The organism is Bacteroidetes Order II. bacterium (assembly GCA_016788705.1).
Lineage (GTDB): Bacteria > Bacteroidota > Rhodothermia > Rhodothermales > UBA2364 > UBA2364.
Genome location: JAEUSQ010000008.1, coordinates 14,315 through 31,564 on the forward strand (window position 1 = coordinate 14,315; position 17,250 = coordinate 31,564).

General features: G+C 48.1%; 19 protein-coding genes. 8 read left to right on the plus strand and 11 right to left on the minus strand.

Annotated features, from left to right (window positions below):
* Nucleotides 1–5 precede the first annotated feature (5 nt).
* The 4 genes from JNN12_01405 to JNN12_01420 form a co-directional block, all read right to left on the minus strand.
* Entirely contained in the window at nt 6–965 is a 960-nt protein-coding gene (locus JNN12_01405) for an electron transfer flavoprotein subunit alpha/FixB family protein (GenBank protein ID MBL7976967.1), read from the minus strand.
* Between the two features lie 27 nt (nt 966–992).
* Nucleotides 993–1,733 (minus strand): electron transfer flavoprotein subunit beta/FixA family protein, encoded by a 741-nt coding sequence (locus JNN12_01410; protein MBL7976968.1) that lies wholly within the window; start codon nt 1,731–1,733, stop codon nt 993–995.
* 39 nt (nt 1,734–1,772) lie between these two features.
* Nucleotides 1,773–2,249 carry an acyl-CoA thioesterase gene (locus JNN12_01415; protein MBL7976969.1) on the minus strand — a complete coding sequence of 159 codons (477 nt, stop codon included), beginning with the start codon at nt 2,247–2,249 and terminating at the stop codon, nt 1,773–1,775.
* A gap of 152 nt (nt 2,250–2,401) precedes the next feature.
* Nucleotides 2,402–3,559, minus strand: coding sequence for an acyl-CoA dehydrogenase family protein (locus JNN12_01420; GenBank protein MBL7976970.1), 1,158 nt, complete (start codon nt 3,557–3,559; stop codon nt 2,402–2,404).
* Nucleotides 3,560–3,750: 191 nt separating this feature from the next.
* Between JNN12_01420 and JNN12_01425 the strand changes: the two genes are divergently transcribed.
* From JNN12_01425 to JNN12_01445, 5 genes are all read left to right on the plus strand, one after another.
* Nucleotides 3,751–4,356, plus strand: coding sequence for a TetR/AcrR family transcriptional regulator (locus JNN12_01425; protein ID MBL7976971.1), 606 nt, complete (start codon nt 3,751–3,753; stop codon nt 4,354–4,356).
* Nucleotides 4,357–4,439: 83 nt separating this feature from the next.
* Complete coding sequence (locus JNN12_01430) at nt 4,440–7,259, plus strand: hypothetical protein (GenBank protein MBL7976972.1); 2,820 nt, start codon at nt 4,440–4,442, stop codon at nt 7,257–7,259.
* Between the two features lie 94 nt (nt 7,260–7,353).
* Nucleotides 7,354–8,556: an aminotransferase class I/II-fold pyridoxal phosphate-dependent enzyme gene (locus JNN12_01435; protein MBL7976973.1), complete on the plus strand. Its 1,203-nt coding sequence runs from the start codon at nt 7,354–7,356 to the stop codon at nt 8,554–8,556.
* Between the two features lie 11 nt (nt 8,557–8,567).
* Nucleotides 8,568–8,915, plus strand: a complete 348-nt coding sequence (locus JNN12_01440; protein ID MBL7976974.1) for a hypothetical protein — start codon at nt 8,568–8,570, stop codon at nt 8,913–8,915.
* A gap of 28 nt (nt 8,916–8,943) precedes the next feature.
* On the plus strand, nt 8,944–9,993 hold the full coding sequence (locus tag JNN12_01445; protein ID MBL7976975.1) for a hypothetical protein: 1,050 nt from the start codon (nt 8,944–8,946) through the stop codon (nt 9,991–9,993).
* A gap of 54 nt (nt 9,994–10,047) precedes the next feature.
* Here JNN12_01445 and JNN12_01450 read toward each other — a convergent pair whose 3' ends face one another.
* The 3 genes from JNN12_01450 to JNN12_01460 are packed head-to-tail and all read right to left on the minus strand — an operon-like array spanning nt 10,048 to nt 11,652.
* Nucleotides 10,048–10,533, minus strand: a complete 486-nt coding sequence (locus JNN12_01450; GenBank protein MBL7976976.1) for a MarR family transcriptional regulator — start codon at nt 10,531–10,533, stop codon at nt 10,048–10,050.
* Nucleotides 10,530–11,087, minus strand: a complete 558-nt coding sequence (locus JNN12_01455) for an NAD(P)H-dependent oxidoreductase (protein ID MBL7976977.1) — start codon at nt 11,085–11,087, stop codon at nt 10,530–10,532. The genes JNN12_01450 and JNN12_01455 overlap by 4 nt, the downstream gene beginning before the upstream one ends.
* A gap of 40 nt (nt 11,088–11,127) precedes the next feature.
* A complete protein-coding gene (locus tag JNN12_01460) occupies nt 11,128–11,652 on the minus strand; it encodes a MarR family transcriptional regulator (GenBank protein MBL7976978.1) in 525 nt (174 codons plus the stop codon).
* Nucleotides 11,653–11,795: 143 nt separating this feature from the next.
* Between JNN12_01460 and JNN12_01465 the strand changes: the two genes are divergently transcribed.
* Nucleotides 11,796–12,563 (plus strand): aspartate/glutamate racemase family protein, encoded by a 768-nt coding sequence (locus tag JNN12_01465; protein MBL7976979.1) that lies wholly within the window; start codon nt 11,796–11,798, stop codon nt 12,561–12,563.
* Between the two features lie 22 nt (nt 12,564–12,585).
* The gene (locus tag JNN12_01470; GenBank protein MBL7976980.1) at nt 12,586–13,137 is read left to right on the plus strand and encodes an HDIG domain-containing protein; all 552 of its coding nucleotides are present in this window, start codon (nt 12,586–12,588) and stop codon (nt 13,135–13,137) included.
* An 85-nt stretch (nt 13,138–13,222) separates the two neighbouring features.
* On the opposite strand, the gene JNN12_01475 is transcribed toward JNN12_01470, so the two are convergent.
* Together JNN12_01475 and JNN12_01480 are read right to left on the minus strand one after the other, a co-directional pair.
* Nucleotides 13,223–13,528, minus strand: a complete 306-nt coding sequence (locus tag JNN12_01475) for a PLDc N-terminal domain-containing protein (GenBank protein MBL7976981.1) — start codon at nt 13,526–13,528, stop codon at nt 13,223–13,225.
* A 46-nt stretch (nt 13,529–13,574) separates the two neighbouring features.
* Nucleotides 13,575–13,814 (minus strand): hypothetical protein, encoded by a 240-nt coding sequence (locus JNN12_01480; GenBank protein ID MBL7976982.1) that lies wholly within the window; start codon nt 13,812–13,814, stop codon nt 13,575–13,577.
* Nucleotides 13,815–13,950: 136 nt separating this feature from the next.
* Here JNN12_01480 and dusB point away from each other — a divergent pair, with 136 nt between their 5' ends.
* The gene (dusB, locus tag JNN12_01485) at nt 13,951–15,003 is read left to right on the plus strand and encodes a tRNA dihydrouridine synthase DusB (protein MBL7976983.1); all 1,053 of its coding nucleotides are present in this window, start codon (nt 13,951–13,953) and stop codon (nt 15,001–15,003) included.
* A gap of 8 nt (nt 15,004–15,011) precedes the next feature.
* Here dusB and JNN12_01490 read toward each other — a convergent pair whose 3' ends face one another.
* Nucleotides 15,012–16,298, minus strand: a complete 1,287-nt coding sequence (locus tag JNN12_01490) for a hypothetical protein (GenBank protein MBL7976984.1) — start codon at nt 16,296–16,298, stop codon at nt 15,012–15,014.
* A gap of 212 nt (nt 16,299–16,510) precedes the next feature.
* Nucleotides 16,511–16,714, minus strand: coding sequence for a hypothetical protein (locus JNN12_01495; protein MBL7976985.1), 204 nt, complete (start codon nt 16,712–16,714; stop codon nt 16,511–16,513).
* Between the last annotated feature and the right edge of the window lie 536 nt (nt 16,715–17,250).

Genomic DNA, 17,250 nt, shown 5'->3' on the forward strand with positions numbered 1-17,250 from the left:
GCTCATTAACTGTTCTTAAAACGATTAACGGCCTCGGTGAGGCGTGGCAACACTTCAAAAGCATCGCCCACCACGCCATAATCGGCGGCTTTAAAAAACGGTGCTTCCGGGTCTTTGTTGATCACAACAATCACTTTGCTGGAATTTACGCCCGCCAAGTGCTGAATGGCCCCAGAGATGCCCGCCGCAATGTAGAGGTTCGGACGAATGGCCACACCCGTTTGACCAACATGCTCGTGATGAGGACGCCAGCCAATATCCGCCACCGGACGCGAGCAAGCCGTCGTGGCCCCCAAGGCATCCGCCAAGTCCTCTACAATCCCCCAATTTTCCGGCCCCTTGAGTCCACGGCCAGCCGAGACCACCAATTCGGCCTCTGGCAATGGTGCTTTCCCACCGGATACGGTTTTGCGTTCTAACACTTTAATCCGCGAAGACGGAACAGCAACATCTAAGGCTTGGACGGAAGCGACGTGGCCATCGGCTTTGAGTGGAATGCTATTGCCCATCACGGATAAGACCTTTACGGCACTTTGAATGGCATAATGCGCCGTAGCCTTGCCAGAAAACACCCCTTTCGCCACCACAAAACCATTTCCGGTATCCGGAACGGCTTTGGCACCCGCCACCGATCCCGCATTGAGTTTCACGGCCAAACGGCCCAGCAGGGACTTTCCGGTTGAGGTATGACTCACCACCACCACTTGCGCCCCCAGTTTTTGCGCCGCCGAGGCAATCACTGCCGAGTAAACCTGACTATCAAAATTGGAAAGATGGTCTTTTTGTACCTGATAAACGGTAGAGGCCCCAAAAAGCCCCAATTGTCCGGCATCGGCAACGTCACCCAACACCAGCGCAACACAGGAAGTGCCCATGGCTTGGGCGGTCAGATGGCCATACGCGACGGCTTCGAATGCCGCTTTTTTTAATTGCCCATTTGGGCTTTCTGCATATACAAGCACCATAATCGTAAAAAGTTATTGCGTTACGGATTAAATGACTTTGGCTTCTTCGTGAAGGAGGCGGACCAATTCGTCCATATCCTCTGGCGAAACCATTTTTACGCCTTGTTTGGCTGGGGGGAGGCTGTAGTGCATCACCTGAACGAGGTCATCTACTGCGATTGGCGATACCACTTTTAAAGGTTTGTTCTTGGCCATCATAATGCCACGCATATTCGGAATGCGCTGCTCGGCCATGCCTTTTGCAGCACTCACCACAAAAGGTGCCGTCACCTCCACCACCTCGCTCCCACCTTCCACATCGCGGGTAATGGTTGCCGTTTGGCCATTTACCTCCATATGGGTGGCATACGAAATGAATGGGACATCCAAAAACTCGGCCACCATTGCCCCCACTTCCGAGGCATTGTAATCAATGGTTTCTTTTCCACAAAAAACCACGTCGTAGCCACCATTTTGGGCCACGTCGGCAATTTGTTTGGCGGTAAAAAAGGCACTTTTGGGATCCGCATTGATGCGGATCGCATCGTCGCCACCAATAGCAAGGGCTTTCCGGATGATCTGGTCGTTCTCGGCCAAGCCTACATTAAGAACAGTTACGGTTCCGCCCTGCTTTTCTTTGAGTTCCACTGCACGCACCAATGCATACCATTCATCGTAAGGATTCAAAATATATTGTACACCGGCGCTGTTAAAAGTCGTCCCATCAGCCGAGAAACTAATCGGCGCCGTGGTGTCGGGGGTTTTACTGATGCAAACAAGTCGTTTCATGCCATTTATCGTCTGGGTTCAGAGGTAGTATTCGGTTAATTATACCGCTTGGGGTATAGAGATCAAGTATTTTTCCGGCCCTTCGAGTTCTTGAATCCGTTGTACCCAATTGGGCTTTAGGGCTGTTTTCCGGTGTTTAAGATAGTCATAGGCCACAATTTTGCTCTCGGCAAGCGCCACCACCTGCTCTCGTTCGCGGCTCACCATCTTACATTCCATCCAAAAGCGGTCTTCCTCAATCTTGGTAATGCGGATACCAATGAGTGCCGTTTCCAAATAAAAAAGCGGTGCAGTGTATTTGCAGGCTTGCCAAGCGAGAATAATCCCTACAGGATCCTCGGACTCACCCGGTAGCGCTGCCAAGCCTAATTTTTCGAAATAATATACCCGTGCATCCTCGAACCACTGCACATAGGTCACGTTATTTACATGCCGAGCGGCATCCACATGTTGCCACAAAACCTTTTGTTCATAGACCACTGGATATTCCGGGTGTAATGCTTCAACTACCGACATGGGCTTGTCACCTCAATCTTAATGATGGAATCCACCGTAAAAAAACTCTTATGATCACTTTTCGGAGTAACAGCAGCAGTTTTTCACGCTTGATCTTGGGCTGCTTCGCGGGACACACTTCGATTTAAGAGGCCGAAGCGTATTGGCGTAAATTATCCTTTGTAGGCGGATTGGTACTGGTTGCCGTCTATGATAATCTTGGCGATGATCTCGCGCATAATCTCGGATGTTCCGGCATAAATTGGGATGACACGAACGTCCTTGTACATTCGCCCAATTTCATATTCCTCCATAAATCCATATCCACCGAACATTTGGAGACATTCATCCACTACTTTTTTGAGCAACTCCGAGGTTCGCAATTTAAGCATGGAACATTCTTTTACCACTTGTTCTCCTTGACCAAAAAGCCAAGAAGTATGGTTAATAAACTGCTTATAAGCCTCCACTTCCGAGGCGATATCTGCCATACGGTGGCGCAGGGCCTGAAATTTATTGATAGACTGACCAAATGCCTGACGTTCACTCATGTATTGCAAGGTAATGCCTAAGGCACGCTCCATCAGGCCCACATTACAATGTGAAAGCGTGAGACGTTCGGTCTGGAGGCTTTCCATCATATAGTAAAAGCCTTTGCCTTCCACACCCAAAAGATTTTCAGCCGGAACCCGCACATTGTCGAAGGCAATCTCGGCAGTATCAGAAGACAACATTCCGATTTTTTGTAATTTAGACGTGGTAACACCTGGTGTATTCCGGTCTATTATCAACATCGAAATTCCCTTTTCCATCCGCACCGCAGTGACAAAGTAATCGCAATAGTGTCCGTTGGTAATAAATGTTTTGGAACCATTCACCACATACTGATCGCCTTCTAATACCGCCGTAGAACGAAGCGCCTTCAAGTCCGATCCCGCAAAAGGTTCCGTCATCGCCAATGCACCCAGCAGTTCCCCTCGAACACTCGGAGCCAAGTATTTTTCTTTTAGATGAGGTGCTGCACCTTTGATCAGATAATTCATTGCCAGGTAAGCATGGGTGGTAACCGCAGTTGCAAATCCTGTATTTCCCGCTTTTCCCAATTCGTGCAACAAAATGGCGGTGTACATAAAGTCGGTTCCAAGCCCGCCATATTCTTCGGGTGCATCTAAGGCAAAAAAGCCCATTTCACCCATTTTTTGAAAAATTCCTCGGTCAATATGCCCTGCTTCATCCCATTTTTTGAAATGCGGAATGGCTTCTTGTGCCAAAAAATCCTGAATGCTACTTCGGAATAATTCGTGTTCTTCGGTAAAGTAAGGGGATTTCATAGTTTTTTTGAATGGTTGCAAATTTCTAGGAATGGAATTACCTTAGCCGTGTCGCTGGGTAGTGACAATATAAAAAGCGCTACCAGATAAGCCAACTTAACAGTGTTAATTAAAGAGAATTTAACCGAAGTGCCTCAAATGCCCTGATTAGACAGCCATTTTTTTAATTCATCCTCAAAACCGTCCAACTGATGGCCACCACGAGAAACCGAAGTGAAACCGAAGACCGGATTTACCGGGCATTTACCAACCTTTTAGAAACAGAAGGTTTTGCCAAATTGGGCATCAATGCCATTGCCAAACAAGCAGGGGTGGACAAGAACTTAGTCTATCGCTACTTCGGCGGGTTGCAGGGCCTGTTTCTTCGATATGTGGAAGAAGGGGATTTTTTTCCATATTTAGACCAACCGGACGCCATGCCCTCGCTTGAACGCATTGCCGAGAAGGTGACAGCCTATGCCCGTGAACTGCGGGCCAAGCCGGGAACGCAGGAAATTCTCCGTTCACAAGTGACCCAGCCACATACCGATGCAACCCGCCCACTCTTTAGGTATGCCAATCACCGCTTGATTGCCTCGTTCGAGGACCTCCCTGCTGATATAGTAGATAAAACGTCTTTTGAGTATATAATTACACTAATTATTGCTGGGATTGTTTATTTATCGCTCATGAGCAAGCATCATCGCTATTTTATGAATTTCCATCTCCAAGATGAGGCAAATTGGGCTGAATTGGAGGCGCTGATCCCGCTGTTATTGAAAGGCTTAACGCCAGAGAATACCCAAAGACCAAGCTGATTTTACAACAAAAGGCTGTCTAAATTCATCAACAAAACGAGCAGAAAAAACTTAGCTTGCTTTCCCCAAATGCGATGTTCCGAATGCCTGAAGTTTCCTTAAAACCCTCGCACCAGCCAGTGCGTCAATATCTGGCCTGTCTCCAGAAAGAAGCGCCTTCGGAAGAAGAGCGTCTATTTGGCATACGCACAGCCTTTCGCCAGATTTTGGAACGCTGTTGCCGAGAGTTGGGATACAGTTGGCTGGTGGGAATGGACGATGCGCAGCAACACTTGGCTGTCCTGAATCGCTTTCGGTTACCCGTAGGAATGGTGTATGTCTGCGACAGCGAAGCCGGGCTTCACCTTATTGTAACGGATGTTTTATCGCGAGGAGAGGTGCAAAATGCGCTTTTCCAAAGTCCGGAACAGGCAATTTTGGTTCAGAATAGCCAAGTAGTGGCCCAAGAAGACCTACGCGAAGCATCTGGCCTACATGCGGTTGTGGTTGCATTCTTTGGACTGACACCCCCACTTGCTAAAAGTTGGGATGATTTGGTACTGACGTTTGCGCCGAAAATACGGAAAGCAACCCGACACTTTACAACCATCATGCGGGTACAACGGAGTCAAAGCCCTGCATTTGTACTGCGCTATAAGCAATTGATCCAAATTTGTAAGGAAGTGCTTTATGCAGGTTTTTCATACAAAGATGTGGATTTACTGCTGGTACAACACCTCTTATCGGCCCCGCTGTTTAATCTTTTATTCGGAACCGAGCGTTTTGCGGAGCGGAATGCAGTGGCCCAAGAGATGGAAGAAGTGTTGCACCTAATTCCCTCCTTTGCCCTCCAGCGCGAAAAGTGGAACGTAGAGTTAGAGGCTTTTTACCAAGCCATCACCGGAACCTATCGTGCGTTGTCCCGCAAATGGGGACATGGTTTTTTGGAAAGTGTCTATCGGAATTTTCTTTCTGGTCGTACCGATGAAACGCCTCAGCCGGCAGACACCCCCGACACCCTACAAGCTTTTGTGATCCGAAGCACCGATGAATTGCTTCAGACGTATTTTGGACACACCCTCAGCACACCTGGTGTTCAGGTGCTAAATCCGTTTATGCGGACAGGTGCCTACATGGTACAACTAATTCGCCATCTGTCTCCCGAAGTCTTAGAATACAAGTTTCGAGAAGACCTTCATGGGAACGAGCGTCGGTTATTGCCCTATTACTTGGCGGCGTTAAATATTGAGCAGGAATACCAGGAATTGGCTGAAGAAGCAGCGGCATTCCCTGGAATGTGTTTGGTAGATACGTTTGGATTGGGGACGAATCGTCAGATGGCGCTGTTTAATCCAGAAAACATTGAGCGAACCCAATTACAAAGGTCACGGCCTATGCACGTCATTTTGGGTAGCCCACCGGGGGTAGTAAAGTTCGAAGAAAATGCACGAGGCCATGCGGCACTCAAGGGCTTGCTATCACGGATAGAACAAACCTATGCACTTCCGGAAGAAGAGGCAGAAGGCTGGGTGAGGGCTTTGCGCTGGGCCTCGGACCGCTTGGATGACCAAGGGGTAATGGCTTTTTTCATGCCTGTTGCCTTCTTCCATCGGAGTCGTTATGCCACCTTGCGCCGTAAACTCATCGAGGAATTTACGGCAATCTACGTCTTTGAAATTGGTGATATGGGTTGGGACGGAGACCAAGAAATGTGTATGGCTTTCTTGGTAATGGACCGCACCAAGGAGGAAGATACACCTGCACATTTGTATTACAAAGGCTCTCCAGAACATTGGGATCAAGGGACGACCCTCCGATACTTAGAAGAATTGCCTCATTTCCGTGGGGTGGATTGGGAGGAGATCCGGCCCAGTTCTCCGGAAGTGTGGCCTACGAAAGGCATTCGTCCGGAGTATGAACTTTTTATCCCCGTGGTCCATGAAGGCGTGGATGAATCCGGTATTTTCCGGCAACGTACCATGGCACTCTCAGCAAAACGCCGTGCACTCATTTCCGGCATAGAGGCGTCGGATGTGCGGGCTGCCGTCCATGACAACCTATTGCCGGGTTCTGGGTACGACGGCATTCGACGCTACTTTCCCCGCCCCTTTGCCGAAGCGTATTGCTGGATAGGAGCACAGGCCACCTATGACATACTTCGGGCATTTCCGGATGTACCCTCCGAAACCGCAAACCGTGCGTTGGTGATTAGCAGTGGCTTGGAAGAACCCTTCACCGTTTGGCAGACCCGCAAGTTGATCGGTACTTGGGGTGAAGGGCAATATTTATTGCCATTCTATATATATGACGAAACAGGTACCCAAGAGGAAAACATTACCGACGAAGCATTGGCCCTTTTTCAGGTTTTTTATAATGATCCAGACATTCACAAGTGGGCCATTTTTCATTATGCATATGCTGTGCTCTTTCATCCAGAGTACCGAAGTCATTATGCCGTTAATTTACAATGGGATGTTCCGCGTATTCCTTTCCTCCCCGATTTTTGGGGGATGGTAGATTTGGGGAAAACCTTATCTGGCCTGCATCAGTTTTACAAAAACATACAACCCCATCGCCTTAAGTTGAATGGCCCTTTCGAGCCGATCGAGTCGGTTCGTCGCAACCGTTCTGGAAAAACCTTGGTGGTCAATAAAAACCTGCGCATAGAATCTATCCCAGATGCGGCTTATCAATTCAAAATCGGGCGCCACTCGGCCATCACGTGGGCTGTAGAAGCGTTTAATGAACGCATTAGTGCAGCAGGATACCGAGACATGTCCATCGAAATCCAAAGAACGCATTTCGAAAAATTCCTAAGTACATTGGGTCAGATCATCAATATGGCCATAGAAAGCCTCCGTTTGACCGATAAATTACCCCCTTTAGAACTGGCTTCATTTACAGAATTTGTTCAAGGCGGATAACCTCTTTTGTAACACTTTTAATCCTCAGCTCTTCCGGTAATGGTTTAGGCCGTCGTATATTGGATTTTCATTGCGCCTCTTTAACCTAAATACCATGCAAGCAACTACAATAGATTTGGAAAGCCGATTGTCTGAACGTGGCAGAAGCATTCCACCCAGTGGCATCCGACGGTTCTTCGAGATCGCTGCCACCATGAAAGATGTTATCTCGCTGGGTATCGGTGAACCCGATTTTGTCTCCCCCAAGCCTGTGATTGATGCCGCCGTAGATTCTTTGGTCAACAAAGGCATGACCAGTTATACCGCCAATTCTGGCATTATGGAACTACGCGAATTACTGGCCACCCAACTAAAAGACCTGTATAATGTGCAATACGATCCCGCGTCCGAAATCATCATGACGGTCGGCGGTAGTGAAGCGATGGTATTGGCGATGATGGCCCTACTTAATCCGGGCGATGAAATACTCATCCCAGAACCCTGCTTTGTGTCTTATGGCCCTTCTGCCGTTTTTGCAGGTGCAAAAGTGGTATATGTCCCCACCTCGGTGGAACATCAATTTCAGGTAACGGCTGCAGATTTGGAGGCAAGGCTTACCCCAAAAACCAAAGTGGTGTTCTTAGGCTATCCGAACAACCCGACGGGTGCTGTCCTGACGCAACAAAACGTGAATGAAATAGCCGAGTTTATCATCCGTAATGACTTGATACTCATCTCAGACGAAATTTATAGCCGTCTGATCTATGGCGAAACCGCTAAAACAGGTCATATTTGTATGGCTGCACAACCCGGACTTTGGGAAAGAACGGTTTTACTTGGTGGTTTTTCCAAAAATTATGCCATGACGGGTTGGCGATTGGGCTACGTTTGCGCCCCCAAGCCCATCTCGAACGCCATGTACAAAATCCATCAATACATGATTATGAGCGCGCCTACCATGGCACAAGTGGGAGCCGTTGCCGCACTCAAATACTGCGAGGATGATGTAGCACGGATGCGCACCGCCTATGATGCCCGGCGTAGGCATATTGTAGATGGTCTTCGAGCCGCCGGATTGCCAACCTTTGAGCCAGAAGGGGCTTTTTATTGTTTTCCAGACATCACCTCCACAGGACTTAGCTCCGAAGATTTTGTACAGAAATTGTTGATGGAAGAGCAAGTGGCTTGTGTACCGGGAGATGCGTTCGGCCCAAGTGGGGCCGGGTTTGTGCGGTGTTCTTATGCTACCTCTATGGAAAAAATACAAGAAGCAGTGGTACGCATTACCCGATTTGCCAAGAAATACCAACAAGCCTAACCATTACCTTTATGAAACTTACCATCACTGCCCTTGCCTCGTTGGCTGTTCACTTGTCTTTGGGCTGGATGTATGCCCCATTTGTCTCGTTGGTGGGTGGATTCTGGCAAGGACGTGGTGGTGGCCGATTGGGCGCAGCGGCAATGGCCCTTAGTTGGCTCGGTCTGATGATTTGGAATTATATGATAGCGCCCAGTGCCATGCAAAAAATGTTTTTGATGATGTCTGGTATTTTGGGGAATTTACCACCGTTCGGATTTCCAGCAATCACCTTACTCTTTGCGCTGCTTTTGGGAGCGCTGAGTGGGTATGTCGGTGCGCAAGGGGCACTCTTGTGGAAAAAAAAGCCGCGTCGGTAATCACTTTTGTCTCTTGAGGCCATTTTCCATGCGTTCATTCATTTTTGTTCTCATCCTTTTTGGCCCCATCATCGGGCACGCACAGTCGGATACCACTCATGTTGGGGATATTCCGACTGGGCTCAGCGCTTTACCTAAAGATGCGCCTACGGATTCTACCGAACAAGAGGCACCCATTCCGATCATTCCGGACTTACGAACAGCACTTTTGTCTAAAAAAACGTCATTAACCGCAGTACAGGCATGGTCTCCCGACAATACACCCCTATGGCAAAACCCTGCTTTTAGACGACGGGCGGCCCTCACAATGGGGGCAGATATTGGGATACTGGCCTTGCTTTGGCAACTATGGTATGCAGATTACCCGCTTACAGGATTTCATTGGCACAATGACTGGGGGAACTGGGCGCATATGGACAAACTGGGGCATTTCCTCACCTCGAAGTCTATTGCAACCATTATTGGAACCTATCTTGTAGAGGACCTAAACCTCCCTCGGCGAAAAGCCGGATGGGTGGCGGCATTGGCTGGGGGAATGGGGAATAGCCAGTTGGAACTTTTGGATGGGATATCGGAAGAATGGGGAGCCTCGCCTTGGGACTTGATGTTCAATTTTACGGGCGGGGCAATTGGCGGGCTTAAAATAGCCGAACCAGACAAAACTAAAGGACTGGACTTTAAAATTTCTTACCATCCTTCACCACAATACGATCCGAAATTAAGCAAATCTTTTCTTCTTCGCTATGGGGGAAATTTTCTCAAAGACTATGAGGGCGAAACGCAGTGGGTGATTATAAGACCTCAATATTGGGTTAAGCATGGCCCTGTTTCTAAACTGCCACGCTGGTTTGGGCTGGCCTTGGGGTATGGGGCAGAAAACATCCCGAAAGCAAGAAAGGAAAACCCGGACGAGCACGTTCCCGAATGGTATTTCGCCTTAGATGTGGATGTACGTCACCTGATTCCTTTAAAAACAAAGTTTGCGAAACGTTTTGCTGACATTGCCTTTGTTATCAAATTACCCACCCCAACCGTAAGACTAACCCCCAATCCCAGATTTTATTGGCTTTACAAATAAGGAACCGATCAGAGAGCCGATAACAGACCATCGGCGCAGGCTGTTTAAGTGGATTTACCTAGCACAAGGTGCGTTGTTTTCTACCCAATACAACTCCTCGCATAGCTGCGAAAGTTTTGCACATCCACTTACCCCGATGGCATTCATCACTTCAAGCTCAATCAAAGCAATGTCTTCTTCCAACAAGTCCAATACCTTCAATGACTTCTCGGTAGCATAAGCCAACGATACCCGACGATCCTCTTCGGCAGTTTTGCGTTGCACTAGCCCATCTGCCTCCAATCGGTCTAAGATGCGGGTAACATCTGCTGCTGGCTCCAGCATACGTTCCATGATCTCATTTCGGGCATAGCCATTTGGATATTGCCCCCGTAGAATGCGTAGAATATTGTACTGCCGAAAGGTAATTCCAAACTTTCCGCACTGCTGATCGAATCGCCGCCGTAAATGAGAGGCAGTCACAAAGATATTTATGATAGATTCATGTGCGGGGGTTCGAAAATGGCGTTGTTTAATGCGCCGGGCTAAAATTTCACTCATACGACAGAGACCGGGTTCAGGCGGGTGGCCCATGCGCCCAATGCACTCACTTGCTTTTCAATCAATGAACGGGTTTGTTCATTAATCAGGCGGCCTCCCACATCAAAATGTTGTTTGGCAAAGGAAAGTTGGATGACCGGACGAGGTAGCGGATGCGCGCCCACATGCACTAATATTTGGTTGAGGTGCGCTTGTGCGCGAGCCGTTCCTGCAAATCCGCCGGATGTTCCCATCACTGCTACTGGCTTACCATCCAAATTATTGCCTTTTCGGGTAGCCCATTCGATGGCATTTTTCAGGGCTGCCGAAATACTATGGTTGTATTCAGGAGTTGCAATCAGCAGCGCATCCGCCCGCTCGAACTGTGCCTTATACCGCAATACCGACTCCGGAAGCCCTGTAGCCTCCAAATCTTCGCTATAAAGGGGCAACCCACCAAGATCACACCAATCTAAGGACCAGCCTTGATGCAGCACCACTTCCTCGGCATACCGGAGCAATGAACGGTTAAAACTGTGGGCACGAAGGCTACCACAAATAGCTAAAAAATGCATATTTCATATTCAAATTAAGGGCGTTAGGCAGTCGAAAAAACTATTCGTCTAACAAAACGCGCACGTTAGGGGGAACAAAATCGTTGTTGGAAGGTGTGTCCAGCATCCATCCGTATATTTTTTCACAGAGTCCTGAAAACTGAAGACATTCTTCTTTGGTGAGCAATTGTGCAATATACTGATCCGTCGCATCCATCAACGGGTCCAGTTCGGCAAGCAATTTTAGTCCGGCACTGGTGATGACGGCAAGCGAGAAGCGCTTATCGTCTTTAGAGGATTTTCGTCGTACCAATCCGGCTTTCACCAATCGGTCTATCAAACGGGTCACATCTGGGGCTGGTTCCAACATCCGTTCGATGATGTCGCACCGAGGATATCCATTTGGATGAGCACCACGTAAAATCCGCAAGACATTATACTGACCATGCGTCAAACCATAACGGGCATAGATTTTGTCTAATAATGCCCGGAGATGCCCAGAAGCAACTAATAGATTCAGCAGGGCCTCTTGTTCGGGCGAACTGAATTTTTGTTGTTTTATCCGTTTGGCTAAAATATCGCCCATGTTTTTTTTCTTACCTTAGCATCCAAAAAGAAACGCCTTTACCACGCCTCAGATAATCCTGTGTTGCAACACATAATAATATTTCACTTGATCGTCGGACGGCTCCTTCACCCAAAAAAAATAAATATCTTTTTTCAGCTTCCATGAACGAACAAAAAATCATCGGTATCCTTGGTGGGCTTGGACCTGCTGCTGGAGCAGATTTATTCAATAAGATCATCGAAGAAACGGTTGCAACCTGCGACCAAGACCACCCGTCTGTGGCTTTGCTCTCGTATTCAGATCGAATCCCCGACCGCGCCACCTACATCCGTGACCAGACCATGCCGAATCCGGTACAGCCTATGTGGGAGGTTTTGATGCACCTGCAAGAAGTGGGTGCATCGGTGGCGGCTATCCCTTGCATTACCGCACATGTTCCGGTCATTTTTGGGGTTTTAAGAAATCGGCTCTCCGAAGAAGGCCATGCGCTGCAACTGCTGAGCATCATCGAGGAAACCATCCGCTTTATCCAAACCCAGTTTCCGGAGATTCAATACGTTGGGGCCATTTCCACTTGGGCCACCAAACGCAATAAACTTTTTGAACAGGCCCTCGCTGGCGCCGGACTTACGTTCATTCCGCCAGACGATGCCATTCAGGACGGTGTGGAAGCAGCCATTTATGATCCCCACTTTGGGATTAAGGCGGTTTCTAATCCGGTTCATCCGCAGGCACGGGAAAATTTGGTGGTTTCCCTTCGTCATTTGCGTCAAAAAGGAGCCGAGGCCGTCATTCTGGGCTGCACCGAATTGCCCATTGGTATTCCGGAGCGCGAACTGGAAGGCGTAAAAACCATAGACCCCACCCGTGCACTGGGACGTGCCTTGGTGGCGGCTGTGGCGCCAGACAAACTCCGATCTTTCTCCTAAACAACCCTTTAATCTAAATACAATGCCAACCTACGAAGATGCCCTTACCCTTTTTCATACCTGGACTACAGGCGAGAGCCTCCGAAAACATGCCTATGCCGTAGAGGCTGCCGTGGGATATTATGCCCGCCTATTCGGAGAAGATGAAAACCTATGGCGCATCACCGCACTCCTTCACGACATGGATTACGAACGCCATAAATCCCAGGAAGAACATCCATTTGTGGGGGTAAAGGTATTAGAAGAATTGGGGTATCCCAACGAAGTGCGCGAGGCTATTCTGGGACATGCCACCTACTCGGGCGTTCCGCGTACTTCGCACTTGGCCCAAACCCTCTTTGCCTGCGACGAATTGGCCGGGTTCATAACAGCCATAGCCTACATGCGCCCAGATAAACTGAACGGGATGGAGGTCAAATCGGTCAAAAAAAAGCTAAAAGACAAGGCATTTGCCGCCGCCGTTAGCCGCGAAGACATTCGGTTGGGGGCATTGGAACTTGGAATTGAACTGGAACAACACATTGCCAACGTCATTACGGGCATGCAGGCCGAGGCGGGAAGACTGGGGTTCTAATCCATAAAAAAACCGGATGAATGATAGCCCAATCACGCATCCGGTTTATCAGGAGGAGGTTAATTTCGTCGCTTTACTACAAACGTTATGCCTTTTTAGGCGTAGGTTCGTGTGCAAAAAAGTAGTAGGCCAATGCACCCACCACAGGCAAGAACCAGAGAACCACAAACCACAGAATTTTGGACCCCATACCCCGGTTGCTCTCAAAGATTTTGACCATAAAATAGATGTTTATCACCAAAACCAAGATGGCAAGTGGACTAAAAGACTTGGCGTTGTACCAAACATCTCCTAAGTTTCCACCAATAGCACATCCGGTAAGGGTAAGCATGGTAAAGGTAGCCAAAAGCGGGGTGGCCCAATATTGCCACGTAAAAGAACGATTTTTCATAAGGATGAAGTTTAAACGGTTAGATGTCTCAATTTATTGTGGATGTTTAACTATTCTGTGCCACTTTTTTGCGGCCCCAGATCCAATACACCAAAACGCCAACAATTGGAACCGCGACCAACGCCGTCATGGCAATTTTAAAGCCTGTTAATAGATAGCTTTTCCAAATGGTGATGGTCGCAATCATTGCCAAGATGCCGTTGATAATGGCGAGAATACCCATTAAGACTTCTTTAGCAAGCCCAAAAAGACTTTGTCCGTCTGCCAGAAGAACCAGAATTTCCATTTTAATCGGGGTTTAAGGTCAGCAATTTGCATGTGAAAGACACTTACGCAGGCGCCGGAGGGACGGTTGCAATGGTGCGAAAATAATTTACGGAACCGAACGGCATATAAACCCGTTAGGGCAACAAAAAATACGCATGAAAATAGGAAACATAGACTTAGGCGAACGCCCAATTATGCTCGCGCCGATGGAAGATGTAAGTGATCCGCCTTTTCGGGTCATTTGCAAACGATATGGGGCCGATCTGGTCTATACCGAGTTCATTTCTTCGGGCGGTTTGGTCTATGATGCCAAGAGTTCCGTTCAGAAATTGGCGTTTCACGAGCAAGAAAGGCCCGTGGGAATCCAACTTTTCGGAGGCGACCCGAAACAAGTGCGTGAAGCTGCAAAAATGGTGGATGACGCCGCACCTGATTTGATTGACATCAATTACGGCTGTCCGGTCAAAAAAGTGGTGTGTCACGACGGTGGGGCGGGCATTCTGCGGAATATCCCCAAAATGCGGGAGATTACAGAGCAAGTTTTGGCTGCTGCCACCCGGCCTGTAACGGTCAAGACACGCCTCGGCTGGAATGATGAAAGCATCAACGTCTTGGAGGTCGTACAGATGCTGGAATCGCTGGGGGTGCAGGCCATTGCGATCCATGCGCGTACTCGTGCCCAACTGTACACCGGAACCGCCCGATGGGAATGGTTAAAACGCATCAAAGAAGAAAGTGGGATGCGGATTCCGCTTATCGGAAATGGTGATGCCACAACGCCCGAACGCATCCAACAGATGTTTGAGGAAACGGGTGTGGATGGCGTGATGGTAGGGCGCGGTGCAATCGGAAACCCATGGATTTTTCGTGATGCCAAGCATTATCTGGCTACCGGAACCCTACCCCCTCCGCCTTCTTGGGACGAGCGCCTCTCGGTGATTCAAGAGCACTTGCAACTTAAGGCCGAATGGCTGGGAGAGCCGAAAGGCGTATTAGAAATGCGCCGCATGTATGGCGGATATTTTAAAGGCTTCCGTAATGCAAGCTTTTGCCGGCAACGCATGATGCAGGAAAAAATGCTGGCAGGCGCATTAGAGGCGCTGGAGTCTTTTCGTAGCCTTGACCCCGACGAACCCGCAGAACCGAAAGGATTGGTGGTGGTTGCTGCCTTGCCAGAAGCCTTTGAAACACCCATTATGGTAGATTGAGAAGCGCCTTAGCGCACCAACCGATCCCGTACCCAACGCCCAGATGCTAATTTGCGGCCAAACTTATCGTAGAGGGTTCCTACTCCCTGACGTAGATTGTGTTCAAAATAGCCTACATATGAGGTGCTATCGGCATAGCGATAAGTTCCATAGCCATGTCGTTTGCCATTTTTCCATTCTCCGTCATACTCCGACCCATTTTTAAGTTTCTTTGTGCCACGACCTTCTATAATCCCTTGACGGTATTCGCCCATAAAAACCTCTCCAGTTCCCCAACGATATGTGGCTTTTCCATGAATCGAATCATCTAAAAAATTGCCCTCTACCACATCACCAGATGCCTTCCATGTTCGTTTGCCTTGTCCGTTGAATTTGTTGTTCTTATGGTATCCGGTATAGGTGTCACCGTTTTTCCAATAATACGTCCCATAGCCCCCGCGAAGGTCGTCTTGATAGGCTCCTTCGTACCGATCTCCGTTTCGATACAAGACCCGTGCCTGCCCCACCCTTTGCCCTGCCACAAATTCACCTTCATACGTTAACATCCAACCATTCTCATAGCTTGCTTTTCCGTGCCCATGTGGTTTTCCATTTTTCAAGGGGCCGATATAATGATAATTTTCCCCAATTCCGCTACGAAATTTATATTGGGTTTCAGGATTCTTCACTTCCGGGACACCTTGTGGGCTATCCGAACGGGGGAACTTCCGTGCAGCATCGAAGAATCCTTCTCTGATGGCTTGGAGGCGTTGGCTTCGGGGTGGATGTGTATTTGATCCTTGCTCACTTGCAATGTAGCTTATGGCTTCCTGTGCTTCCTCCAATTGGGCGCCTAATTTATATAAGATAAAACCCGAAAAACGATCCGCATCCAATTCTTTGTCTGGCCGACTCCCCAAAAAGTCTAAGGTGTGACCACTCAGGTGATGCCCTATTTCGTGGGCAAAAATACTCATCGCCGCCCATCCACCCCGTGTTCCTGCTTCGACATCCAACATAAAACCTTCATTATAACCAATAAGTCGTTTGTGGCTGTTCGTATCAATTAAGGCATAGGCATTGTCGGCTGTGTTATCGGCGAAGATTTCAAAATTTTGTTGTAATCCACTTGCGTTAAGAATGCGTGTTACCAAACTTATCGCACGCTGGTTTACGCCCTTGGCCATTCTAAACCGTCCTTCCAAGACCTCTGCCCGCACCTCGTGGCCATAATAGTTGCATACATGGTAGCGTTTGGATTGCCCCCACGCCATAAACGGCGCCAAAAACCATATGCATAATAAAAAGTGTGTCATGATTTTATGTCTATAAGTCTATGTTTGTTATCTAACAAGCACACGGACGAAATTAATTTTTATTATGGTTGAAGAAGTTGATGGTCAGCTCAGACCCAACAGCGGCGAGTGCTGACCAAACGGCAAAGAACAGGCGTTCGGTTTGTGCATAGTCTGTTGGCCTTAGCCACCGCGCTTTCAGTTATTTCCAAAGCCGCTCTATAATATTAAGATTAGGTGAACATGACAACATATGCGCACGTGTCAAAAAACAGCCGATTGTCGCGCGAGAGCAAGCCCCAGATTTCGAGCGACTTGCCTTTCTGTGTCGGAACTTCTACCTTGTTCATCTTTAAAAACCCCGCCATATGGTACATAACCAGACGTTGCAACTTGGCTCTCATCGCCGTAGAAGAGATCAATTTGGTCGGTTTCACTTTGGTTCTTCCAATAATTCGAGCATTTCGCGGCGTACTTCGTACACCTCTTCGTCTGATTTTCCTTTCGGCCTCGTTCGGATGCGCTTGAATCGGCACGCAAGTTTTTTAAAAACGTTTAAGCGTTTTAAGACTGAATGTTCGGTTCAAATCCGTCTCCAAAAGTTCTTTGGCTTTAGAAAGCCGCTGGCGATCTCTGTAACCCTACGCCATACATCCTGCACGACGATTTATTAAAACTTCGGAATTATTTGATTGTGCCTCAAGACTTAGTGGGATGAAAATACAAAAAAGGATGGTAGATTTGATATGAGATAAAATTCTTTTCCTCATGACGATAGCTTTAATACAGTTAATGAAGGTATAGAGATTACTTTGAAAGAAGTGGTAGGGGGTAATACGATGTTTTTTCCAACAAATACCACTGTATAATTCAATGTTAAGGATTCTTTAGGATGGGATCAAGGCTTTTCGATATGGAATTCAGTACATATTTGTGATCACCTGTTATTCACAAACGGCAATCAATATCCGAA